General features: G+C 67.3%; 26 protein-coding genes. 2 read left to right on the top strand and 24 right to left on the bottom strand.

Annotated features, from left to right (window positions below; genetic code table 11):
• Nucleotides 1-59: 59 nt before the first annotated feature.
• The 21 genes from B7C62_16980 to B7C62_16880 all read right to left on the bottom strand — a co-directional run bounded on the left by B7C62_16980 (nucleotide 60) and on the right by B7C62_16880 (nucleotide 17,260).
• The gene (locus tag B7C62_16980; GenBank protein ID ARF73770.1) at nucleotides 60-509 is read right to left on the bottom strand and encodes a hypothetical protein; all 450 of its coding nucleotides are present in this window, start codon (nucleotides 507-509) and stop codon (nucleotides 60-62) included.
• Nucleotides 506-1,009 carry a hypothetical protein gene (locus B7C62_16975; GenBank protein ARF73769.1) on the bottom strand — a complete coding sequence of 168 codons (504 nt, stop codon included), beginning with the start codon at nucleotides 1,007-1,009 and terminating at the stop codon, nucleotides 506-508. The genes B7C62_16980 and B7C62_16975 overlap by 4 nt, the downstream gene beginning before the upstream one ends.
• Nucleotides 1,006-2,448 (bottom strand): conjugal transfer protein TraG, encoded by a 1,443-nt coding sequence (locus tag B7C62_16970; GenBank protein ID ARF73768.1) that lies wholly within the window; start codon nucleotides 2,446-2,448, stop codon nucleotides 1,006-1,008. Before B7C62_16970 ends, B7C62_16975 begins: the two co-directional genes overlap by 4 nt.
• 42 nt (nucleotides 2,449-2,490) lie before the next feature.
• Entirely contained in the window at nucleotides 2,491-2,754 is a 264-nt protein-coding gene (locus tag B7C62_16965; protein ARF73767.1) for a hypothetical protein, read from the bottom strand.
• Nucleotides 2,754-3,140 carry a hypothetical protein gene (locus B7C62_16960; protein ID ARF73766.1) on the bottom strand — a complete coding sequence of 129 codons (387 nt, stop codon included), beginning with the start codon at nucleotides 3,138-3,140 and terminating at the stop codon, nucleotides 2,754-2,756. Before B7C62_16960 ends, B7C62_16965 begins: the two co-directional genes overlap by 1 nt.
• Nucleotides 3,137-4,573: an ATP/GTP-binding protein gene (locus tag B7C62_16955; protein ID ARF73765.1), complete on the bottom strand. Its 1,437-nt coding sequence runs from the start codon at nucleotides 4,571-4,573 to the stop codon at nucleotides 3,137-3,139. The genes B7C62_16960 and B7C62_16955 overlap by 4 nt, the downstream gene beginning before the upstream one ends.
• On the bottom strand, nucleotides 4,570-6,045 hold the full coding sequence (locus B7C62_16950) for a hypothetical protein (protein ID ARF73764.1): 1,476 nt from the start codon (nucleotides 6,043-6,045) through the stop codon (nucleotides 4,570-4,572). The genes B7C62_16955 and B7C62_16950 overlap by 4 nt, the downstream gene beginning before the upstream one ends.
• Nucleotides 6,046-6,099: 54 nt before the next feature.
• Complete coding sequence (locus B7C62_16945) at nucleotides 6,100-7,635, bottom strand: hypothetical protein (GenBank protein ARF77213.1); 1,536 nt, start codon at nucleotides 7,633-7,635, stop codon at nucleotides 6,100-6,102.
• Nucleotides 7,636-7,702: 67 nt separating this feature from the next.
• On the bottom strand, nucleotides 7,703-8,803 hold the full coding sequence (locus tag B7C62_16940; GenBank protein ID ARF73763.1) for a hypothetical protein: 1,101 nt from the start codon (nucleotides 8,801-8,803) through the stop codon (nucleotides 7,703-7,705).
• Nucleotides 8,804-9,016: 213 nt separating this feature from the next.
• On the bottom strand, nucleotides 9,017-9,355 hold the full coding sequence (locus B7C62_16935; protein ARF73762.1) for a hypothetical protein: 339 nt from the start codon (nucleotides 9,353-9,355) through the stop codon (nucleotides 9,017-9,019).
• 49 nt (nucleotides 9,356-9,404) lie between these two features.
• Nucleotides 9,405-10,382, bottom strand: a complete 978-nt coding sequence (locus B7C62_16930) for a glycoside hydrolase (protein ID ARF73761.1) — start codon at nucleotides 10,380-10,382, stop codon at nucleotides 9,405-9,407.
• Nucleotides 10,383-10,392: 10 nt separating this feature from the next.
• Nucleotides 10,393-10,965 carry a hypothetical protein gene (locus B7C62_16925; protein ID ARF73760.1) on the bottom strand — a complete coding sequence of 191 codons (573 nt, stop codon included), beginning with the start codon at nucleotides 10,963-10,965 and terminating at the stop codon, nucleotides 10,393-10,395.
• Between the two features lie 478 nt (nucleotides 10,966-11,443).
• The gene (locus B7C62_16920; GenBank protein ARF73759.1) at nucleotides 11,444-11,992 is read right to left on the bottom strand and encodes a hypothetical protein; all 549 of its coding nucleotides are present in this window, start codon (nucleotides 11,990-11,992) and stop codon (nucleotides 11,444-11,446) included.
• Nucleotides 11,993-12,074: 82 nt separating this feature from the next.
• The gene (locus tag B7C62_16915) at nucleotides 12,075-13,190 is read right to left on the bottom strand and encodes a hypothetical protein (protein ARF73758.1); all 1,116 of its coding nucleotides are present in this window, start codon (nucleotides 13,188-13,190) and stop codon (nucleotides 12,075-12,077) included.
• Nucleotides 13,190-13,609 (bottom strand): hypothetical protein, encoded by a 420-nt coding sequence (locus B7C62_16910; GenBank protein ID ARF73757.1) that lies wholly within the window; start codon nucleotides 13,607-13,609, stop codon nucleotides 13,190-13,192. The genes B7C62_16915 and B7C62_16910 overlap by 1 nt, the downstream gene beginning before the upstream one ends.
• On the bottom strand, nucleotides 13,606-13,956 hold the full coding sequence (locus B7C62_16905; GenBank protein ARF73756.1) for a hypothetical protein: 351 nt from the start codon (nucleotides 13,954-13,956) through the stop codon (nucleotides 13,606-13,608). Before B7C62_16905 ends, B7C62_16910 begins: the two co-directional genes overlap by 4 nt.
• Nucleotides 13,956-14,603 carry an ATP-binding protein gene (locus tag B7C62_16900; GenBank protein ARF73755.1) on the bottom strand — a complete coding sequence of 216 codons (648 nt, stop codon included), beginning with the start codon at nucleotides 14,601-14,603 and terminating at the stop codon, nucleotides 13,956-13,958. The genes B7C62_16905 and B7C62_16900 overlap by 1 nt, the downstream gene beginning before the upstream one ends.
• Nucleotides 14,604-15,543: 940 nt before the next feature.
• Entirely contained in the window at nucleotides 15,544-15,864 is a 321-nt protein-coding gene (locus B7C62_16895; GenBank protein ID ARF73754.1) for a hypothetical protein, read from the bottom strand.
• Between the two features lie 101 nt (nucleotides 15,865-15,965).
• Entirely contained in the window at nucleotides 15,966-16,547 is a 582-nt protein-coding gene (locus tag B7C62_16890; protein ARF73753.1) for a hypothetical protein, read from the bottom strand.
• A 57-nt stretch (nucleotides 16,548-16,604) separates the two neighbouring features.
• Nucleotides 16,605-16,943 (bottom strand): hypothetical protein, encoded by a 339-nt coding sequence (locus tag B7C62_16885; GenBank protein ID ARF77212.1) that lies wholly within the window; start codon nucleotides 16,941-16,943, stop codon nucleotides 16,605-16,607.
• Between the two features lie 35 nt (nucleotides 16,944-16,978).
• Nucleotides 16,979-17,260, bottom strand: coding sequence for a transcriptional regulator (locus tag B7C62_16880; GenBank protein ARF77211.1), 282 nt, complete (start codon nucleotides 17,258-17,260; stop codon nucleotides 16,979-16,981).
• A gap of 374 nt (nucleotides 17,261-17,634) precedes the next feature.
• On the opposite strand from B7C62_16880, the gene B7C62_16875 reads away from it, so the two are divergent.
• Nucleotides 17,635-18,486, top strand: coding sequence for a DNA-binding protein (locus B7C62_16875; GenBank protein ARF73752.1), 852 nt, complete (start codon nucleotides 17,635-17,637; stop codon nucleotides 18,484-18,486).
• A 54-nt stretch (nucleotides 18,487-18,540) separates the two neighbouring features.
• Here B7C62_16875 and B7C62_16870 read toward each other — a convergent pair whose 3' ends face one another.
• From B7C62_16870 to B7C62_16860, 3 genes are read right to left on the bottom strand one after another with little or no spacing between them, the layout of a single operon-like run.
• Nucleotides 18,541-19,728 (bottom strand): amidohydrolase, encoded by a 1,188-nt coding sequence (locus B7C62_16870; protein ID ARF73751.1) that lies wholly within the window; start codon nucleotides 19,726-19,728, stop codon nucleotides 18,541-18,543.
• A 23-nt stretch (nucleotides 19,729-19,751) separates the two neighbouring features.
• Nucleotides 19,752-20,867, bottom strand: a complete 1,116-nt coding sequence (locus B7C62_16865) for a hypothetical protein (protein ID ARF73750.1) — start codon at nucleotides 20,865-20,867, stop codon at nucleotides 19,752-19,754.
• A gap of 3 nt (nucleotides 20,868-20,870) precedes the next feature.
• Entirely contained in the window at nucleotides 20,871-21,446 is a 576-nt protein-coding gene (locus B7C62_16860) for a hypothetical protein (GenBank protein ARF73749.1), read from the bottom strand.
• A gap of 680 nt (nucleotides 21,447-22,126) precedes the next feature.
• Here B7C62_16860 and B7C62_16855 point away from each other — a divergent pair.
• Nucleotides 22,127-22,657, top strand: coding sequence for a hypothetical protein (locus tag B7C62_16855; GenBank protein ID ARF77210.1), 531 nt, complete (start codon nucleotides 22,127-22,129; stop codon nucleotides 22,655-22,657).
• Nucleotides 22,658-22,922: the final 265 nt, after the last annotated feature.

The raw sequence follows: 22,922 nt of genomic DNA, 5'->3' as shown, positions 1-22,922 counted from the left end.
GGCGGCATCCGTGACGAGGTCTCGCCTCAATGAGGCAACCGGGTTCAGCAGAGACCTAGTTAGCGGCTGTGCGGTGAGACGGCGGGAGCGTCTGGCTCGGCAAGATCAGGATGCTCCGGGCCAACCGTGCTGCCGTACACCGATGGCCGCTTGCTCGTCGTTGAGGTTTTCTCCGGTGCTTCATCTGCGGGGAGTCCAGCTCGGGGTGTCTGCCGCTCGACGGCCACGGTGAACACCTGTTCCGCGCGATCCAGGGTCAGCCGCATTGTGCCGTACGCCCCCACGACGTAACCGGTTCGGTGCCCGTGCAGGTGCAGTTCCCCCACTGCCTGGAGACCAGCCTCGGCTTTCGGCACGTCGTCCGGCGGGACGAGGGCGTGCAGTTCCTCCACCCACTCCCAACCGAGATCGCGAAGGACAGTCCGGGCTTCTTCCTGCTCCCAGCCGCTTCGTGCCACCAGCCCGCGACGGGGGTCCGTCGAGAAGACCATGCTCGGGTCCGCCATCATCCGGCCATCCCCTTGACCTGCCGGGCAGACTCGGTCGTCTCGCCGCTGGCCGTGGGCCAGGTCGTGAGCTGGAAACGCGCGGGCCGCCCGTCGTGCTTGCCGACGCGGCATTCGTCTCCGGCCTTGCCCAGTGTCTTGTTCATGCGGGTGAGGAAGCGGTCGTACTGCTCGTGCCAGATCACGGACGAGCCTGCCCCCGCGTACGCGTCGCCCCGGGCGAAGGCCAGGGCCGCGATCTCGTACGCCAGACCCTCGTGCTTCGCCCAGCAGGGCGGGATGACGTCCTGCGGCTGCCAGGCGTACGACTGGTTCAGCCAGCGGCACACGGAGTCGAGCCAGGCGGGCATCGGCTCGATCAACTCGGCGGACAGGGCGCCGAGGTCCCATGGGGCGGGACCGTCGGCTGCCACGGAGTCTTCCGTGCTCCGTTCCGCGATGTACTCCAGGATCAGTGCGGGCGGCTCGGGGAACGGCTCGAAGTGGGTCAGGGTCTCGGTCATGCGACAGCAGCTCCTTCACGGCCGGCCCACGCCGCCGCGTGTGCCTTGGCCTGGTCCCTCTTCTCGGTCGCCCGCCGGGTCCGCTCGGCTTCGTTGGCGGCCCGCAGGTCGCGGACGTTGCTCTTGATCTCGGCCCAGGAGTTCCAGGTCCACATGCCGTCGAGCCGAGTGATGACCGGCGGCAGGTTGTCCGCGAGGACCAGGGCGTGGCCCTCGGGCAGGCGCCTGATCTCGTCTCCCCGCAGTACGGGTTCGAGGGCCATGTGCGTGGCGGTCGAGTGGCCGCCACGGTCTCCGCCGGAGGTGGTCTTCGTCGTGTGCTCGCGCTCGACCTGACCACAGAGGTCGGACATGTCCTTGAGGAAGTCGGGATCTTTATCCCCACTGAAGACGACGACGTTGTTGGTGAAGGCCGCCAGTTCCTTCGCTGTGTCTTCGCCGAAGCGGGCGCGGGCGGATGCCCACGCCTGGAGCCCGTAGACGACCGTGATGCCACGGCCCCGACCGTCGGCCACGCGTTGGCGCAAGCTGGGGATCGGCGCGATGTTCGGTGCCTCGTCCAAGCCCGCGAGGAGAGCGGGGTCGAGTCGCCCGGCCGGGGAGGCGAGGGCGTGTGCCTCCGCTTGATCCAGAAGATCTTCGGCGAGCGCCGTGGTGAGCGGCGCGACACTGTTCACCTCCGAGTCCTTGCCGAGCAAGTAGAGGGTGCCCCCGGCGTCAAGGAACGCGCCGAAGTCCGTGGGGTCCTCCTCTCCCTGGAGGGCGTTGATCACCGACTGGTGCATGAAGGGTTCGAGAGCCGCGTCGAGGGTCGAGGCGGTGTTGCCGACGGTGCGGCTGTCGCCCGTGATGGCCGTGCGGAGCATGTCCGCCCAGCCAGGTCCGGCGCCCGGGTGGGAGTCGAGGATTCCTAGGGGTGCCGGGTCGAGCTTGCGTGCCCACCTCAGTACCCAGTCGAGGGTGGCACCGTCGAGGGCGGCGGCATGGAGGTAGGCGGCGAGGATCTTGGACGCCTGCCCTTTGTAGAAGGCGCTGCCTTCGCTGGACTGCGCGGCGCTGTTGGGGGTGCGCGAGCCCGCGACAAACGCCTTGGCCCTCATCATCGCCACTTCCGTTTCGGATGCGCCGTTGATCGGCGTCCATCGGAACTTCGGGAGGCTCGGAGCGATGTTCTGCGGGTCGAAGACCGCGACGGGACGTTCATCCCGTCGCCGTGCGTCGAGGGTCAGTTCAACTAGGTCCGGCTTGGTCGAGGTGGCCAGGACCGGCCCGGCCCAGCGGCGGATGAGCGGTGCGAAGAATCGCAGAGTCTTTCCGCTGCCCATGGGGCCAATGACCCTGCACGCTTTATCCGCGCGGGAGAACAGCTCGACGCCCGTCGGGCGTTGCGAGGTACCCAGAGAGTAGCCGAAATCGTAAGGATCGTCGGGGTGGTGCATGACGTGCTCCGGAACGGGGTGGGCGAAGAGGAAGAGAAGGGGTCAGCGAGCGGCGGAGCCGTCTTTCGTGAAGCTCACCCCGGCTGCACGGCTGCGGTGGACGTCGCCGCTGGTGAGGGAGGGGCGGATTTCGGTGGCTCGTACGACCGCCTTGGCCGACAACTGGCGCTTCAACTGGCTCCTGCTTGCGAATCCAGCGTTGCGTCGACTTCGGTTCAGCAGGACCCAGACCGTGACCAGGGCCACCGCGCACACGACTGTCACGGCGTACAGGACCAGGGAAATCCCGCCGGGCATGATGTCCATTACTCCGCCCTCCGGGCGACGCGAGCAGCCAGATAGCGCATTCGCCGGCCACACAGCCGCGACAGCGAAACGTTGGGGCCGGCACAGCGCGGGGGCGCGATGTGGAAGGCGCTGTGCAGGTCCTCGGCAGCTCGCCAGATGTGGGTCACGGCCGTACGCACCCGCCCCCCGACCGGGGAGTAGTCGCCGTGGTCCAGGACGAGGGCCAGTTCCTTCGTGCGTCGGGCGAGGTCGAGAGCTTCGGCGTGCAGCTGGTCGATGTCCTGACGAACTGCGCGTTCGTCGGCGGTGAGCGTGGTGTGGTCCGTGGTGACGGGCATGAAGGGGGCTCGTTCCGAATCTGTGTGGAAGGGGTCGGCGGCAGAGAGGTGGCGGTACGCGTTCACGCCGCGTCCGGCAAGGCAGTGGTCAGGTCGGTCATCGAGCCGGAGGAGAAGCAGAGATGCTGCTCGGCCTCGACCAGGAGGTGCTGAACCCCGGGGTAGACCACTTCGCCGACCTTCCACAGCGCGATTCCGCGGCGCAGACGCATGATGTGCTCGGCTGTCCAGGACGGCAGGCCCAGCCGGGCCACCGTCGCTTCCGCCTCGGCCTTTTTCTGCCTGTAGATCACGATGGTGTCGGCCATCTTCAGCGCCGCTTGGGTCTCCGGGCTGTCGTCAATGTCGGACAGGTGATGGACGATGAAGATGCAGCTCAGCCCATATCCCCGCGCGAATTTCAAGAACTTCTCAAGCAACGAAGCGAGTTGGGGAGTCCCGAGGATGTGCCAGGCTTCCTCGCAGACGAGGATGCGCTTGCGCTGCGTGTAGCGGCGGCAGCCGGAGCCGGGGTTCGGCCCCAGCTCCCAGGCCCCGGAGTCCGCGTCGACCACGATGCGGTCGTGCTGTCCCGGTTCCGTCCCGCACTCGCACAGCGGGCGCAGCCAGACCTCTTCGAGGAAGACCGAGATCACGGCGACCAGGATGGTCATGGCCACGCCGCCGGACGGGACCTTGGTCAGGTCGAAAACGATCATGTCGGCGCCGAGGTCCACGCCGAGGCTGGTCGGGCCGTCGAGCATGCCGGTGAGGTCGCCGGTCGCGTCCTGCTCGCTTCCGCAGAGCCGGTCCAAGACGTATGACGTCTCCAGGCCATCGCCGAGCAGTTCGTCCTGCGTACGCTTCTTGGCCGTCGCGTCGGACTCTTCCGGTGACCGCAGCGCGGCGGCGACGTCGGCCAGGACCGGGGCGCGGCCGAGTTCGCCCGCCCGCTGGCGAGCCCTGCGGATCGCGATCCGCAAGGCCGAGCCGGCGAACTCTCCCAGAGGCTTCCCGAGACCGAGTTCCACGATCGTCCGCACCAGCTCGACCTGCCGCTTGCCCGCGATGGCCGGGTCCATCGGGTTGAGGCACGCGGCACCGCGGCCACCGCCGGGGACGAACTTCACCGGGGCCTTGCCGGTGAGCGAGCGGCCGAGCGCGGCCCACTCGCCTTCCTCCCGCTCTTTCTGTTCCTTGGTGTCGAGAACGACCACCTGTCGACCGAGGCGAATCTGCCGTGCGGCGTACGTCTTGGTCAGGGCCGACTTTCCTTGGCCGGTGTCGCCCAGAACGATCATGTTGCCACCGGGGAGGCCGTCACCGAACGCCGAGAAAGGGCAGTAAACGAAAGCCTTCCCGGAGTACAGCTCCCGGCCGATGATCGCGCCCGCGCTGCCGAGCGCCGGCGGCGCGATCGGCAGGTAGAGGGCCTGACTGGTGGTCGTCTCCGTGTAGAGGGGACGACGCACCGTCTCGTACATCGGGGACAGCGGAGCGAGGTCGAGCAGATCAGTCACTTGATGCCCCCGGCGAGGGGCAGAGTCGTGGCGAAGGCGCGAGCGTGCTCCAGGTCAAGCCATTCGATCCGCAGGTGCGCGTTGCGGGCGCGGGAAGCGGTGGTGCGCTTCGTGCGCTCCAGTTCCTCGGCACTGCGCGCGGAGACGGTGATGTAGCCGACGACGGCGGAGCCGGCCGCGCGCGAAGAAGCCAGGGCCATGCCCCGTGATCCCGTGGCGGTGGCTGCGATCTGGTCGCGCGGGTCGATGTTCTTGCCGCGTTTACGGTCGCGGTCCATCTCGGCCTCGCTGTTCGTCTCCTCCGCGAGCATGCGTTCCACAGCCTTGTCGTTGGGTTCGAGCTGCTGCGTGATCGCGAAAGTTCTGACGATGTCGGGCATTGTCAGCAGAGGCGACAGGAAGTCGGGGCCGACGGGTGCATTCGGCCAGTCGACGACGGCGGCCGTGGCGTGGTACCAGCTATCGGTGGAGCCTGCCGCGCGAGAGGCGACGTGGGCACCGTCGCGGACATCGATGTTCCGGGGGAAGGCATGCGTCCTCGGAAGGTCGGTGTCCCAGATGGGGAAGTCCGGGTCGTACGCGTTGCGGATGAAAGCCGTCATCCGGCCTTCGTCCAGGGGGGCGACCACAGAGAGGTCGGCGTCTTCCGCACGGGACCACAGCTCGTCCAGGTACGAGGCCATCGCGGCAGCGATCCCTTCGTCACCTGTACCGCGGGCGGCACCTTCGGCCGCGAGGTCGCGGGTGAACCGGGCGTGAAGGGTGATGTAGTAGCGGTGTTCCTCCGCGGAGGTGGACACCGCGTTGGCCAGCAGGTCGTACGAGTCCTTCAGCCACTGCGGCGCGTTCGCCGTCGCGGCCGACTGGTCGCGTTGCGCAATGAACGCCTCGTGCGCGTAGGGGTCCGACTTCATCTGCCGGGCGATGACCTGGACCCTCTTGACCGGGTGTTCTTCAAGGTTGCCGAAGGCGTCGAGAAGTTCGCCCCAGCGCTCCAGGGCGACGACCTGCTCCCCGGCATCCTTGCCACCGAGGCCAGGAGAAGCGACCTCCAGGGTGGCCGTGACGCATCCGGCTTCCGGCTGGAGGACCACAACGGCCTGCTGCCCGCGGACGGTGGTCGGCACCCAGGTCATGCCCGTGATGCCCTCCGGCTCGGTCAGGGCGGCGTCCGGCGGGGTGCCGTCCCGGCGCACACCCGCCTCGACGGCCGGGGATACCCACACACCGCCGGTGCGGCGAAGAGCCGCCCGGTAGTAGCGGTTGATCCTCCACCAGCGGTACAGCGTCCGCCGCTGGGACGTGCCCTTGGGCCGGTAGGGCACATACACGAAGGCCAGGGCGACCATGATCGGCAGGACAAGGAACGCTGCTGCGAGGGCCGTCGCGCCGTTGAAGAGGTAGCCGAGCAGGATGCCGGTGACGGCGCCGCCGCCGAGGACGATTTGCTCGCCGAGATCCCGGCGGCCCACCAGCCCTGTGGGGCGGTGCTTTCCGAACTGATACGTACGAGTCGACATGTGGTGTCACTGATCCTTGCTGGGCTTCGGTCGTCCGGGTGCCTGGCCGCCCGAGGGCCGCGACGGTGGCGGGGGCGTGACAGAGGGCCCGGAGCCCGACGTGGTTCCTGAGGCGGAAGAGGGAGAGGCGGGCGGAGTCGGGCAGGATGACGGCGGCGAGGGCAGCTGAACCGTGCTCGGAGCGGCGGCGGCTCCCGGCGGTCGTCCGGCCGAGGCGTGATCACCGGCCGAGGACCAGTCCGGAGAAGAGCCAGAGCTGACGACCGGGCCGGAGGTCGCTCCCTGGGGACGAGCAGCGGCAGTTGCACCCGCCGTACCGACGGTGTCGTCACTGCTCTGCTGGCCGCCGGACTGTTCGGGCGTACTGCCGCCCGCGGCCTCGGTGCCCTGCGCGCCCGGCGAACTGGTGGCCTTGTTCTTCGCCATGTCGACGCCGGCCTTGGCAACGGCAGCCCCTGCGGCGACCGGTCCGGCCACAGCGGTTCCGCCGCCCATTTTCGCGCCCGCGGTCTTGGCGCTGGCGGACTTGGAGCCGCCCACCAGGGAGTCCTGCACGTGTGCGCCCATTGCCCTGTTGGCGTGCTGGCCGGGGCCGTCGATCGCGGCGGCCGGGCCGGAGGACTGGGCACTCTTCCGGTCGTGGTGGAGGCTGGCCATCTCGTCGCCGAAGGCGGGCACCCACTTATAAAGTGTGGCGCTCGCGAAGACGGCGAGCAGGAGAATTAGTGCGCCCACCAGGGTCTTGGAGACCGTGTCGGACATGCTCCCCGAGGTGTCGCTGAGGATTGCGCCGCCGAGGCCCAGCAGGGCGAAGAGGACCGGCTTCGAGAGGCCGATGGCGAAGAGGGCCCCAAACCACTTCTTCGACTTACCCCAGAGATCCTTGTCGACGATTGCGGAGTTGACGATGGGCCCAAGCGCGACAGCCACGTAGATCGCCGCGCTGCGGATCAGCAGCTCGATCCACATCAGCAGTGCTCCGCACAGCATGATGAGGTTGACGACCAGCAGCTGCCCCACGCCCTCGGTGGGGTTCGCGGCCATGACCTTGAGGATGTTCTCCAGAAATGGCGCGAAATTCGACGTCGCGTACGGCTCGAAGACGGCCGTGACCTCATCAATTGCCTTCATCAGCAGTGCAATTGCGCCCGGTGTCATGGCGTTGACCACGAATTGGAGGAGCAGGAAGCCGATGGCCTCGCCGACGGCGGTGGTCACGGCAACTCCGCGGACTGCTCGCTTGGCTACTGCGACCAACCACAGGGCCACGGTGAGCAGGCTGGAGGCAGCGAAAATGATCGCGTACTGCTTCAGGAAGCCGGGGCTCGTGAGGTCGATCTTCGTGGTGTTCTGCATTAGTTCCAGCATCTTGCGCAAGAACCAAATATTTGACTCCGTCAATTTCTGCAACAAGAAACCCAACGGGTCCTTGACGAAATCAATGGCCTCTTTTGCCTCGCAAACCATCGGGATGTAGCAGAAGGGGTTGGCCACCGCCCAGGGCACGAACACAAACCCGATGGCCGCGTTGATCATTGCCACCGTCTGGAGGCGGCGGCGCCAACGGCTCGGAGCCCCACGTTCGATGGTCAACAGGCCGGGGGCATCCTCACGCAGTCGCAGGCGCATTGCTGGCACCTCCCACGACCGCGAAGCTGTCGGCCGGGGCCGCCTCCTGCATGGCCGGCGGCGACGGCACGAGCGGATCGGACGGCGTGACGGCCGTCGTCCTCCAGGTGCCGCCCTCCCAGACCAGATCCACGGTCATCCGCAGAAAGGCGACCTGCGGGCGCTGAGTCTCGTCCTTCCCGGCGACGCCGCCCACCGACGCCGTCCACAGCTCGATGCTCGCGGCCTGGTCGGAGTATGAGATTGCACGGGTGGCGAGCGCCGCAGTCCGCGTGATCAGTTCGCTGCCGTCGGCAGTTGTTCCGTCTGCGCCGACCCCCCGGTTCTCCACGACCAGACGAGCCGTCGAGTCGGTCTCCTCGGTGACCGAGTGCAGCACGCTCGACGCGGTGGTGGCCGCCAGCATCCGGTGCCGCCAGTTCTCATCGGTGAAGAACCGGGCGTCGCCGTAGAGCATGGTGGCGCTGACAGCGGCGGCGCGCGCGCCCCGCTCGTTGTGTCCGTACCGGGCTGGAAATCCGCTCTGGTTGACGGCACCGCTGAGCACGGGGTCTTCTGCGGCAGCCGAAACGTAGTCGGAGAAGGCACCCGGCACGTTGGACGCCTGCCGCACATCGATCGGTGCGACCAGCCCGTTCGAGGTTGAACTGTCCTTCATCTTCCAGTCGTTGGACTCCCACGTGAGCGTGACCGTCACCGACCGGAAACCCGTCTGCGGCGTCGCGTGCCCGGCCGCGCTGCCGCGAACCGTCGTCGTCCACAGCCGCACCATCGCGTCGTGGGCATCGAAGCCCAGGACACGAGCCGAGAGGACACCGGTACGCGCGACGGTCTCCTTGGCGGAGAACTTGGAGGCATCACCCCGCAGAGAGGCGGCCGCGTTCTTGGCCGCGAGGTCAGCCTTCTTCACCGCCAATCCGGCCGTGTCCTTGGCTGCCATCACGGCCACCGCTCGGTGCCGAGCGTCCTTGTCCGTGAGGAACCGGGAACTGCCGCTGACTGTGGTGTAGTTGGCCGCCGCCGCCTTGGCGCCGGAGCGAGTGTGCGGGTAGCCGACAGGAACGCCGTGCAACTCGCGCACGCTTCCGCCGCTCGTCTGCGGAGCCGGGTGAGCGGGTGCCGATGTTGAGGGAGTCGTGGCCGGAGGGCTGCCTGTCGCCATGCTGACGACCACCCCGGCCGCGGTGACCACCGCCGCACCGCCGACGGCGATGCTCCAGAGCTTTGCCGACGGCCGGCGCGCTCCACTGACCTTCGGGGAGGAAACGTTCCTCCGGGATCGGGAAGCCATAGGTCACACGCCCATGCCGTACGTGATGGCAAAGATGGTGCCGAAACTGGCCACGAGGAAGACGCAGGTCAGGCCACCGACCATCATCCCCTTGCCGCGTGAGCTGTCCATCGTGGAGTGGCCCTCACCGAACCACCCCTTTGACTTTCCGACACCAGCCAGGAAGGCACCGGCACCGACGACGAGGACGACGGCCGCGATGACGCCGAGGATCACCTTCGCCGTGCCGCCGAGCTTTCCGAAGGGCCCCCAGTCGGGCTTAACCCCGCTGACGACATCGGCACCGGCGGCGAGGGTCGTATGCAGGGATGGGTCGGCTGCGACAGAAAGGAAGTTATGCATTTTTAGCCCTTATACGTTACTAGTGATTATTTAGGATGTTTTTGCTTGATCAGCCGACGTGCCGCATCGCGATGATCTGCGGCTTCCAGTACGAGAGCGGCTTGATCCGCACCTGAGCCCCGGTGCGCGGGGCATCGATCACCTGGCCGTCGCCGATGTACATGGCGACGTGTTCGGGTCCGGCACTGCCGGGGACGCTGAACAGCAGGTCCCCCGGGGTGAGTTGGGACACGGCCTTGACAGCGGTTCCTGCGTGGACCTGGTCGTACGTGGTGCGCGGCAAGTTCACTCCCGCCGAGGCCCAGGCCATCTTGGTGAGTGAGGAGCAGTCGCAGCCGCCAACGCCCTCGTACGGCATGACACAGCTGCCGCCCCACCGGTACCAGCTGCCCACCGCGGTCTTCGCGGCCGCGATCGCGCGCGCAGCACCTTTGCCGGCCGGAGCGTCCGGCCGGACTGCGTCCGCCCATTTCGAGGCCAGCGCACGGATGTTGCGTACGTAGTCACGGGTCTCCGGGTACGGCGGGATGCCGCCGTACTTGATCACCGCGCCCCCACCCGCGTTGTACGCGGCCAGCATGTTGTCCGTCGAGTCGCCCGGCACCTTCTTGACCTCTTTGGCCAAGAGGCAGTCGTACGCGGCCTGCGCGGCGATGGCGTCGGTCGGGTTCCGGACGTCCTTGACCCCGTCCCCGTCGCCGTCCTTGCCATGCTGAGCCCAGGTCCCCGGCATGAACTGCGCGATTCCGCTGGCGCCAACGGGCGACGTCGCGCCGGAGTTGAAGTTGCTCTCGACGTACAGCTGAGCAGCCAGAAGCGAAGCTGTGACCTGCGGGCACTGGCCCGCGTGCGTGTTGATCAGCTCACGGACCCAGCCCGGTACCGGCGCGTCCGTCGTGATGCCGCCGCCGGGACCGGCTTCCTGTGCGACGGCACCGTCGGCGCCGCCGAACGTGGTGAGGAGAGCGACGCCAGAGACGAGCCCGGCCGTGACGAGGCCCAGCCCAAGTTTCGTGCTGTTGTTCATCGCGGCCCCATCACGCCCAGGGCAAGGCGGTGACGCGCCAGCCCTGGGAGCTTTCGGAGGTGTGCTCCAGGCGGAGCGCGAGCTGTTCACTGCTGCTGCTTGAGTGCCCGGCCTTCGGCGTGGTCGTCAGCACGTAGCTCACGCGGACGAGAGCGGAGGAGGCGGTCGCCGCCGGTGCACCATCGGGTACGACGACTGACGTGATCTTGACCGTCTGGTGTGCCTTGTCGGCTCGCAGGGCAGCCCATGCGGTGTCCTGGCTCGGACGCTTCTGTGCCAGCACGCCCGCGAGTTCTCCCGACGCGAGCCGGGCCGCACGGGCGCCGGCGTCCGCGTACGAGCTGTCGGCTCCGTCGCGTGCGTCGTGTTCGGCGTAGGCCACAGTGAAGGCCCGCGCGGTCCGCGCAACGCCGTTCGGGAGTCGGATAGTTGAGGCGAATGCGGTAGCGCCGCTGTGCGGCGTCGCCGTGTCGGGGATGCCCGCCGAGACGGAGTGTGGCTGTGCCGACGCGGTCGGGGCTGCGGAGGTGTCGTTGGCCGAGCTGGAGCAGCCGGTCGACAGGAGGGCCAGAGAACCAGCCACTCCTATTGCGGCTGATATAGGTATGAAACGGGTGTATCGAGGCATGCGGGGACCACAACCTTGGTGCATGGGATTTCGGAAGAGCGAGCGGTGTGGCCCTGCGGGGCGGAGGGCCACACCGCTCCTTCGCAGGAAGAAGGGGGATTCTCCTGCGGGCTTTACTGGCGAATGCCGGGGAAATCGCAGAGCAGGCCGGAGCGTGTAGCTCTATCTGCCTGTCTCATCTGCGGAAGGGTTCGATCGTGTTTCGCATCTGCGAGACGGTTGAGCTGTCGGGCGCGTTACTCATATCAAGGCCATCAGCCCCTTCCGCGATTCAGGCAAGATCGCGAGTGATCTCTACGGCCGGAAGTGCCTTGTGGCGTTGGCCGTGCCTGAATCCTTGCAGGGGTTCGCGGACAACTCGAATCACATAAAAAGGCCGGAACTTAATTCCAGGAATTAAGTTCCGGCTTTCATTCGGAGGGGGGTTTCGGCCCTATGCGGACCCGTGGCGAAGGTGCTCGATCGCTACGCCGAGCCACGGCGCGGCGGGGCCGGACAGGAGCAGGGGCGCGCATGTGCTGTAGGAGAGCACGACGGCGGGCAGTTCAGCGGTGACGTCGGTCAGGAGGGCGTGGTCGAACGGCATCCACTCACGGGCGCCTCGCGGCAGGAGCCGCACCCCGGCCGAGGTGAGCACCACTCGGGCTGCGGTGTGATCGCGCCACTGGGGAAGGGCGGCGTCCTCCGCTTCCTGCCGCCGACGGGCGTCGAGGCGCCGGTTGGTCACCCACCGCCGGCCGAAGGTCGGGTGGTGCTCGAAGTACCCGGTTGAGGTCGGATAGTCGACATCCGTCCCATAGAAGCGGGCGGCGGAACACGACACGTCCGCGAGGGCGACTTCACCGGCCGCAAGGGCGAGGCCCTTCACCTGGAATGGCACAAGACCGCCTCCGTCCTGGAGGTGCAGCGTGAGCGCGGACGCTGCCTGTGCGGCATCGGTGCGGACGGCGTCCTCCGCCCGGTCGCGTCGGCGAGACCACATCGTCGTTCCTTCCTGATCAAGCGGGCCGGCCGGGGCCTGCACGGCGCGAGCCGCACAGGCCCCGGCCCGTCATGAGATGCAATCACCAGAGGGCGCTGGAGGCAGCGGCGGGCGTCTTGGCCACCTGGTCGTCCTCTTCCTTCAGCCGGGCCAGCAGCACACCAAGGCGGTCGTTGCTGATCGCCTGTCGCTTGCGGACGGCGTCACCGACAACCTCACGGCTGATCCGTCCGGCCTGCTCGGTAGCGGCCCGTGCGATCGGCAGCAGCTCCGTCAGCCACTCGTTGTCCGCCTCCCGGTCCTGCGAGCCCTCCGGGCCGTCCGGGACGGACGGCTTTCCCCCGTCCGCAGCGTCGCGGACCGCCGCCGGAGCGGACGGATCGGCTGCCGACGAAGGCGCGGTGGTCGGCCCGTGGCCCGGCGAGCCAGGAACCGGTCCGTCCGCAGTCCCGCCGTCCGTCTCCTCCCCGTCCACATCCGCGGACGGGGAGACCGCCGTACCGGCGGCGTGCGCATGGTCCTCGGGCTGAGCTGTGACTTTGCGCAGGTCAACGGCGGCTGCGGTGGACTGCACTGGTGCGGACGGACCGCCCGGCAACGGTCGAGGGGCCGTCTGTACGGGTGACTCCAGCGGACGAGGACCCGGCTCGACCGCGAAGCGTTCGAGCGTCGGAGTCTCCTCCCGGACCGGTCCAGGACCGGTCCCCGTCCCGTCCGGGACCGCCCGCTCAGCCGTCCGCGCCATCAGGATGTAGAGGTGGACCGACCCCGCCAGCGCGAGCGGCGCGAGCATCGAAAGTACCCCCACGACGCTGTCCGCCAGATGCAGCGCGGACCGTCCGGCCTCCGGAGAATCGTTCAGCGTGATCGCGTGCAGAGCGTTTGCGCCGAGGCTCGCCCCGGTCGCCGAGAGGAACAGGACCCACGCGTAGAACCGCGCGGCGAACCGCTCGTGACGCAGGACAACGATCGCCCGCACGCCGTACGCAATGAACCCATCGACGAAGACGGGGAAGAGGTAGCTCAGCGCCTCCCTGGCGTGGATCGCGAGGGCGATCTGACGCAGCGCGTCGTACGAGAACGCGAAGCCGGCCGCGCCGAGCAGGATGATCGCGCTGCGGTCCCAGGCCGTCATGCCGCGCAGGTTGTAGCCCCGCGGTTCGGTTCCCGCCGCCGTGTCTATGCGCGTGTGCGACATCAGAGGTTGCCCCCTTCGCGGGGCGCGATATCCGACCAGGCCGGGGTCTGCGAGAGGAGCTGTCCGAACTGCTCCAGAGACGTCACCTGGTGCACGTGCTGACTCGGGCAGCTCACGCACGAGACCCGCAGCGAGATCCGTTCCGTGCCGCCTTGGTCGGTGTAGTAGAGCTCCAGGTGCTGGCCGCCCGCCGTGTCGAGCGAGGCGACGGCTTGCAGGTGCTCTTCAAAGCTCAGCAGGCCCAGCACCTCCCATTCGAGCGTGACTGCGGCGTCCCCCAGGAGGGTGCGGGCGTACGACGACGCCGCCGTGATCGACCGTGGACCCCAGGTGCGGAAAGCCGTCTCCCGAGCGGTCCTGCGCTGTTCCTCTGCGGTGGTGAGGTGCTTGGCCGCAGCGAACATGATCGGGTGACTCATCGGGGCCTTCCAGAAGATCGGGTGGTGCGGAGTGCGGTTCCTTCGCCGGACTCGTTGGCGAGACGGAGAAGGACGTCCGCGTGGCACGGAGCATCAAGGGGGCATGTGCACATCAGGTCGAGCCCGTGCAGCGCTCGGGCGAATCGAGCGGCGTAGTGGCGGCCAACAGGGCCCCGGAGCGTGGCGGCGAAGAGATCTACTGCTTCCGCACGGTCCATCGGAGGACCGAGCGGGGAGCGCATCCCGGCCGTGAAGGGGGTCGCGTACCGGCTGAGCGGGCCGACGTATGCACAGGCTGTGGACAGTGCGGCGGCATCGCGGGAGGCTCCGCGAAGGCGGACGGGCATCAGGCCGCCCTCCCGCCACGACGCCGGTCGGCGCCGATCATCGGCACGAGGGTCGTGACCATCTCTGCCAGGCGGCTCGCCACGCGCGCCCCGACGAAGTCGCTCAGGTCCGGCCCGTTCTCGTCGCGGGCCGGAAGGTTGGACGTGATGATCGTCGGCAGGCAGTGGTTGTACCTGAAGTTGATCAGCCGGTACGTGACCTCTTCGGTCCATTCCGACGTTTTCGCCGTACCGAGGTCATCGAGGAACAGGTACTGGACACGGCTGAGCCGTTGCAGCTCGTGTTCCGAAGCGCCCATGACCTGTGAAGGCCGCAGGTTGCCGTACATGTCCGCCGAGTTCACGGCGATCAGCTCGAAGCGGTCCGGTGCGCCGGCCGCGACCCTTTTCAAGGCCCCGTATGCCTGGTGCGTCTTGCCCGTCCCCGTGAGGCCGGTGAGGAGCAGAGCACCAGCGGCGGCGTTGTCCGCAAGGGCGCGGTCGGCCCACTGGACGACCTCCGGCAGCGTGGCCTCCGCGTCACGGAACCGGGGAGGGGTCGCGCGCCGCCAGCGGGTCAGGGCGTAGTCGGCCCGAGCCCGACTGTGCCATTCGAGGTCTCCGGGGCTTTCTTCCAGTACCTCGTCGGCGGGGTCGGAGTCCGGCACGACCTGAAGTCCCTTCGCGGCGAGTATTCGTTCAATGGCGCGCATTGACCTGGCGCTGCCCGCGCGTTCCGGCTCAGCCATGATCAAAATCCGTTCTGGTAGGCGCTGGGGGCGGCGGTGTTCTGAAAGGGAATCCAGCCTGGGGACTGTCGGCGCAGCGGCACGACATTTCCTTGGGAGGCTGCTGCGGAAGCGTGCGACGGGAGATCCGCCCAGATGCGCAGCAGATAGCGGGCGGACTGTGGCGGCCGGTCGGCGTTCCACCGGCGCGCCACCATCTCGACCAGACGGTCATTCCCCCAGCGCGCTGCGAGAGCTGTTACCCGATCCCATTCGGATTCGGTCAGCCGCCAGCCGACGAGCATTCCAGCTCCGGTTATGGCTGTTACCAGGTCCTTCGCTCCGTCGGGAACCTTCACCGAGTCCTGCTTGCTGGTTGAGTTCTCTCGACGCGGTCCCAGCAAGCTAGCTTGCTCTTTGGTGGTGGTAATACTCCCTACGGGAGTATTACCACCACGTGTGCGCGAGGAAGAAACTTCCGAATCTGTGCGCTGAAACTTCCCACTTCCGGCCTCTGGAGCTGAGTTCTGGGAGGTAACTTCCTGGAACTTAGTACCCTCTTCCGGGTCTTTAGGGTGGAGAGTGGGAAGTTCCTTCTCTGAACCGGTACGGTCGCTCGCCTGGCACAGCAGTATCGAGTAGGTGTTGGGGTTGGAGGCTCCGCCTCCTCGTTCGTGGCTGAGTTCCCCGAGCGTCGCCAGCTCCCCCAGGCACTTCGTTATTGAACGAGGCGTCAGGCGAGTGATTCCGGCTATGTCGTCCAGGGTCAGCGTGGCTTTGCCGTTGTCGTCCGCCTCACGGGCCAGTGCCAGCATGACGAGGCGTGAGCCCCTACGCGACTTTGATTGCGACCAGATCAGTTCGGTGACTACGTCGCTCATCAGCGCTCACCGCCAGCTATCGCTATTCGACGGTGGAGGGCAAGGCCGAAGGAATTGTCGTCCTCCGGGATGTAGCCATTCTGGTGCGGTTCCGGAGTGAGGTACAGCGTTGCCGTCGGGAGGTAGAAATCGTGGGCAAGGCGCCAGTCTGCCATCTTTCCGAATCCGCGTCGGATCACGCGGGCCACTTCTTCCTCGGTCCTGCGGTCGATGAGCATGCGGTAGAAGTCCGATTCGAAGAGGTGGGTAACAGACCGACGCTGGGGGTAAACCCGCACGAGTGCGGCCGTAGGTGCAATCTCGCGGATCGCGGCACACATATTTGTGGGCCGAAGTCCGGAGGGGTTGTTCTGAGGCATGGGGAGAACTCCCGTGGACGCAGGGTCCGCCGTGCGGAAGGATCGTTTCTTCGGGGGCGGACTCAGGCGGCTACGACCCGGAGCGAGGGAGCACCCTGTCCGGCCTGCGACTTTCGGTAGCGACGTGCGAGCTTCAGCAGGTACTGGTGCGTCACTCCGAGCCCGCGGGCGACGGCGGCGGCGTCCAAAGAGGGATCGGTGGCGAAGCGGGCGATCACGGCGTCCCTAGCGGGCTTGGTCAAGGGTGCAGTGCATCCTCGGAGCGCGCTTTCTACGGCTTGCTCGGTGTCCCGGTCCTGCCATGCGCGCCGCAATTCTGACCGCTCCGAGGCCAAAAGCCCGCCCCGGATTCCGTACTCGTCATCGTCCTTGAGGGATTCCACCAGGCATCGGGCGGCGACGGCCACCGGGCATGACCCGCAGAGATTACGAGGACGGTTGAGGGATATTCCCAATTTGGTTTTCACCAAATCGGGGTCTTCTCGTGGTCCGTCTACGAGAGGCACGAACATGTTGATGTCCTGGTTCATACATCGAGCGGATTCGGCCCAGTGCTTTCCCGGAGCCTTCTTTGACTCCTCTATGAGGGGCAGCCAATTTCCCTGGTGCGCAGCCTCGATGAGGCTGGATATGTCAGTGCTCATTGGTATCTCGCGATGTTCGCAGCGCCGCGAATGTTGACAGTCGGGCGCGAGAGGAGATCAGGAACGCTTACGAGAGCGCTTTGATGGCTGAAGTGCCAGCAGCGCCGACTCATCGTCCCTTTGGGACCTTGCGCCGGGGCTGACGAAGTGCATATCGGAAATCGCGTGGAGGTCATCCTCCGTGAACTGAACGAACTTCCCGAACTTCCGGTGCGGGAGCGTCGATATGCGCTCACGCAGCCACTTCTCCGGAATGTTCAGCCGTTCGGCAGCTTCGCTGTATCCGATGTGCAGACGCTTGTCGCGGGAATCCGTCGCCCGATTACCCAGCAGGGCATCCAGGCCGCCGGTCTGAGCCAAGAGGTCGACCACGGCCACGAGTCCCTGCACGTCCAGGGCCGGTCCGGTATTCGCCGGTGCCACGGCCGCCATCACGCTTCCAGCCCGCGCAGCTCAGCCGTCCGCAGGTCGAAGGCGTGGCCAGAGGCCGCCCATCCCGCGTGGGGGAACGAGCGGATGATCCACCGGGCGATGGTGAGCGCCTTCGCCCGAGGGACGCGAAGGTGACGACCTCGGTCGGTCAGGGCCGTCAGGCCAAGGTGGGGCCACAGGGTCCGGGGCCCCTGAAGGCGCACCTGCACGACGGCGGCCTCAGGCAGCATGGACGCCAGTTGCGCAGCCAGCCGTTCAGCCCGGCCCGAAGGGATCTCCACCTTCGGGTTGCAGCCCGTTGTAGGGGACATGCGACACTCCTCTATGTGGTACGCCGCTCCGTCGTGCCGTGCGAAAGGACACGGAGCGGCCGTGCGAGTGACCAGCGCCCTTGTCGGGGCCGCGGATCACGAGCTGTCTGGCGTCCGAGAGGTGCGAACTCTCGGACGCCGATGGCGTTTTGAGGGGAAGGGCCGCGCCCGAGTGATGCGCGGCAACCCCTCTCCACCGGACCGGTCCACGATGGGAACCGCAGGTGGGCGAAAGCTGAGAGGGGTGCGAACCCCCTCCTTTTTCGCTAAGATGAAGCTATCTCGGTTCACATCAAAAGTCAACAGCCCGAGGTTTCCTCGGTTCACCCCAAAAACGAGGTCCGATGCCAGCTCGCCGTTTCGACAGAGAACGTGTGCGCGCGGTACGTCGAGCCGCCGACGTACCGCAGGCCGATGTGGCGTCTGCCATCGGTGCGGCGGACTCGACCGTGGCGGGGTGGGAGTCGGGGGCGACGACGCCCGACCAGGAGAAGTTGCCTGCTCTCGCGAGGGCGCTGAACCGGGACCTGGACGATCTGTTCCCGCGCGACGGCTTGCCCGATCTGATGGACCTGCGATGCGACGCCGGCCTCTACCGGTACGAGACCCGGGCGATCATCGGGACGAAGAGCGACGGCCCCTTGGCGGGTGCTGAGCAGGGCGTCCGCCCTCTGAAGGACAAGTACATCCCTGCCCTGGCGGTGGCGTACGGCGTGACGGAGGACGAGCTGAAGCGCGCGCAGGCGCGATCCTTCGGAGAGGCCCAGCCCGAGAAGGCCCCTGAGACGCTGGCCGAGAAGATCACCATGCTCCTGGAGCACTCCTACCCCGGCCGCCCGTCACCGGAGGACCAGGAGATCGCGGACGCGGTCAATGCGTACGCGGGCGCCGCGGTCGTCTCGGCGGCGGACATCGAGGGTCTGCGAACGGGAGCGAAGGCCGACCCGCTGCCCGTGGTCCTCGAAGGTCTGGCCAAGTTCTTCGACGTCTCAAAGCTGTACTTCGAGGAGAACGATGCCGTCGCGGCGCAGGCTTATGAGGCCCTGCGCTTCATGTACGCGGCCAAGCAGGGGAAGGTGGGCCGGGTACGGGCTCGCGGGATGGGCAGCGAGGGGTTGCCGGCCGATGTTCTGTCGATCCTGAACGACATTGCTGGTGAAGTCGTTGAACGGACCGATCCAGGCAGCAAAGGCTAGTGCCCTGCTTCCCGTGCCCAGAGGGGTCGGGAAGCAGGGCACCAGGTTCATCGCCTACTGGTCCGCGCCTGTCGGCTCGTAGCGCAGGCCCGAAGCGAACACGGCCCGCACCCTGCTCAGCGCAGAGAGATCCGCGAGCGGGTCACCGTCGACCAGGAGGAGATCCGCGCGGAAGCCGGGAGCGACCTTGCCGGTCACGCCCCCCAGGCCCAGGGCCTCGGCCGCCTGTGACGTCGCCATGTCGATGATCGAGGCGTTCGGCAGGCCCAGGTGCGAGTAGAACCCGAGCGCCGGAACCAACCCGCCGAAGTCGGCCCGCTGAACACCAGCGTCGGTTCCGACGATCAGGCGGACACCGGAGTCGGCCATCTGCCGCACCAGATCGAACGTGGCGGCGGCGCGCTCCTCACCGAAGAAGCGCGGGAGCATCTGCCAGTGCGGGCTCACGGCCGGGCACACGGTGATGTTCTTCGCGATGATCTGCTGGACCACGTCGGGCCGGAAGTCGAGGCCATCGCTCGACATCCAGGTGCAGTGCTCGATGGTGTCGACGCCCGCTTCAACGGCGGCGGCGATGCCGTCGGCGCCGTGTGCATGGGCCGCGACGGGTACGCCTGCGGCGTGAGCCTCCTCCACCAGGGCGGCAAGTTCCTCGGCCGAGAACTGGCTCTGGTGGCTCTTGGGGCCGTCCTTCGTCAGGCCCCCGCCGGTGACCATCGCCTTGATGACCCCGGCTCCGGCCGCGAGGTTGCGCCGGACGAGGTCGCGGATCTCGGCTTCCCCGGAGACTTCGCCGCCCAGGAAGTGGCAGTGGCCGCCGAGGGTGGTGGCCGGGGTGCCCGCGGACACGATCCGCGGTCCGGCCGTCCGGCGGTCGTTGATCTCGGCCGCCAGACGAAGGGCGAGTCCGCCCCGGTCCCCGAGGTCTCGGGCCGTGGTGACGCCGCTGCGAAGAAGCTGTTCGGCGCGGCGACGCATGTCCTCGAACAGGACGTCGTCCGTGGAGCCCTGGAGGGTCGCGACGGGGTCGGCCCCGCCGTCGAAGGCCAAATGCACGTGGGCGTCGATGAGGCCGGGCAGAACGGTTCCGCCGAACTCGTAGCGGGGCACGTCGGCTCCGGCCCGTTCCTCGACCTCCTTGCGCGGCCCGACGGCGGCGATCGACTCGCCCTCGATGAGGATGGCGCCGTCTTCCAGGTAGGTCCCCGAGTCGACGAGCACTCGTCCACCGGTAATTAGCATCGTGACTCCTTGATCGTGCGAGGTCATGCGGCTGCGCGTAGTTCGTCGGATACCGCAATCAGTTGTTTCACGTCGGACTCGCGGTCGCTGCCCAGCGCCATCGCGAGTGGAACCGCACGGCGGGGCGCGGGGACGCCCTTCTCGATCCGGGCGGAGGCCCGGCGGAGCCGAGCGGCAAGCTCAGCGGAGTCGATGTTGAGGACCGTGCCGTCGTCGCCCTCATCCAGCAGGTGCGGGCTGATGTCCACCAAGCCGTCGCGGCATTCCACAATGCGACGGTGGTAGCGCCGGTGCACGCCACGGGCCCGCCATCGGTCCAGGGCTGCCGCAGACGCCGGCCGCAGCACGTTGTCCGGGTAGGTCTCCGCCAGCAGCTCCCACAACGGCGCGAGGCGACGGTGATCACGCCGGTGCTGGAGCCAGAGGCGAAGGGAGGAGATACGGGCTCGGGCTCCGGAGTACGTGATGCCCGCAGCGAAGAGCAGGATGGACGCCACCAGGAGGAAGGCGACGGCGGCCATCAGCGGCTCGGACACCTCCACGTCGGCCGCGCGAAGGGCGACGATCACAGCACGGATCGCGCACGCCACCGCCATCACCCCCAGACCCACGGCGGCCATCCAGAGCCCGGTGGAGTGCGGACGCCGGGACATGCGCGCATAGCGGCGAGTCCACCGGCACGCCATGCCGAGCGCGTACATGAGGTAGAGGCCCGCGCCACCGTAGAAGAACGCGATCTGCGGCGTGGTCATGTCGGCCGTGCTGAAGGAGCCGGCGACCGTCTCGTGAGGCACCGATTCGGCCGCCACGGTGATTGCCACCGCGACGACCGCGACAAGGACGCCCTCCTTGCGAGCCCTGCGCCGACCGGCTTCCTCGTCCGCGGCGGAGAAGAGGTAGAAGCACATCAGGAAGTACACCGCGAGCAGCAGCAGCACGTTCTGGATCAGCTTCGCCGTCCCGTGACCGGCGACGGTGTCAACGCCCGACGCGCCCCCGGGCATCGCTACGGGGTACGAGAGCGCAGCGCAGAGCAGGCACAGGGTGACGGAGCGAAGAGGTGCGTCATGCGGGCTTCGCTTCCACTGGTAGAGCTTCCAGACCAGCGCGGCCAAGAGCCCCAGGAGCAGGAGTTCCACGAGCTACAGCCATCCTCGCCGGTCGCCGAGAGCTGCCTCGACCCGTCGCAGAGCGGGATCATCGGCCGGAGGAGTGGAGGACGCGAGCAGGGCCGACCACTCCAGGATGATGGTGGCCACGAGTTCGACGGCGCACTCCTCGCCGCCGTCGTCGTACGAGCAGCGCTGAGCGATGCGCTTGACCGCCTCGGTGCCGAAGACCGGCATCAGAGCGGCCCACCCCTCGACGTCGACGGACCCTGCGTCCCCATCGGGGGTGCTGTCCGGCGTCTCCGCCTCACGGGCGGAGTCCTCAGCCGCCCTCTCTTTCTCCGCCACGAGGATGTGACCGACTTCGTGCAGGATGATCCCATCCTGGTGCAGCTCGGTCGTCTCCTGCTGATACAGGATCACGTCGTAGGTGTCGTACTCCGCCCACATGCCCGAGGGGCCGGGCTTGGGCAGCGGAGCTGCACGGAGGAACAGCGGGCGCCCGCGCCGTCGGCTCAGCCTCTCGCAAAGATCGTGAACGTTGAGCGGGGGAGTGACCCCGAGGTCTTGCAGCTCGCGGCGAATCAGGCGATGCAGGTCCTTCTCCACCGTGCGGGTCGCGGCTGAGCGCCAGCGCCCGAGGCGTCGGCGACTGCCTCCACCCTGAGCGGGTATCTCGGACTCCGCCGCGTCTCGACCACTTTTATCCGACCACATTAAGTAATCCCTCCAACCGGCAGGTGATGGCTCCCCCGAGCCGGGCGACACCGCGCCCAAGTCGATGACGTCCGACCCCCGGCGCTGGACGACCACAGCCGGATGAGCCTGCGCCCCTCGCCCACCACCTCGTGGAGGGATGGGACGCCGGTGGCATCCAAGGGCTACTTACCTGCTCGGATATCGCTTACGCAAATGCACGCCGAGCCTCCGAGTGAGGCCGCCCCGTGAAGCTCCGGGAACCTCTTCGGACAGTACGTGAGGCTTCCGACAAGACATGGCCTAAAAATCATGATCGATTCGTGTAGACCGCAGGTAATCGCCAGGGTAGAAACGCGCCGAAAGCGACCATGCTCAACGTTGTGCGACTCGCTGACCTGCTTGTTTACTTTCTGACGTGAACGGATCAACCGTCGTCAGACGAACGGTGACTCCGTTATAAATCCGTGATTATTGCGGGAGGGATCTCGCCTGCAAAAAGGCGCGAATTGCGCAAAAGGGCAGCTCGGGCGTGCTGTGGTGCCGGTCACTTCGGGGCAGTTCGGGCAAGTGGTGCGTTGATGCTTTCAGTCATGCCGAACGCAATATCCGTCCAGCCGGACGACTACCTGGAGTTCCAGAACGAGTACCACCTGTGCGCCCTCGCTACGGTGCGCCCGGACGGTCGGCCCCATGTCGTGCCCGTCGGCGTGACCGTAGACGCTCCCGCTGGCGTGGCCAGGGTTATTACCCGCAAATGCAGCCGCAAAGTGGCCAACGTTCTTGCGCGGGGCGGGGAAGCTCGCGTGGCCGTGTGCCAGGTTGACGGTGGCTGCTGGGTCACGCTCGAAAGCGTGGCGGAGGTGTGCACCGACGAGGCGACCGTGCAGGATGCCGTTGCCCGATACGGAGAGCGGTACGGGCGCACGCTGGCCCCGGACCCCGGGCGGGTAGTCGTCCTCATCTCCGTCAAGCGGAAGACCTCCCTGGCCTTGGCCGCGTACACGAGATCGCATCGCGTTGACGCGGTAACCAACACGCAGGCTCTGATGAATCTCGGTGTCCCGAGTCCGGCGAGGGAACAGGTGCCGATGGACTGCGGGGTGGGCACGGGCCCGTGCTGACGGCAACTGGGCCGCCTGCGAGCCATCGTCGGCTCTTTGCTGGCGCAAGGGGAGAGGTGTAGAGCCCACATCGCCTATCTGACAAGGTAAGGAGAAGCTTGATCGGGGCCGAATATTCCCTTCAGCAACGTGTGCCGGGCCCGTGCTGACACGTCAGCACGGGAGCCTGATCAAGGGGGATGGAGCAGGACGCAGAGGGATGGAAAGAGGGTCTAATGTCCGATTCTCAGGCGTTTCCGCAGGTCAGGAAGGTAACAATTTCGGG

Source organism: Kitasatospora albolonga, from assembly GCA_002082585.1.
In the GTDB taxonomy this organism is placed as follows: Bacteria; Actinomycetota; Actinomycetes; order Streptomycetales; family Streptomycetaceae; genus Streptomyces; species Streptomyces stephensoniae.
This window is presented reverse-complemented; position numbering and strand designations above follow the sequence as displayed.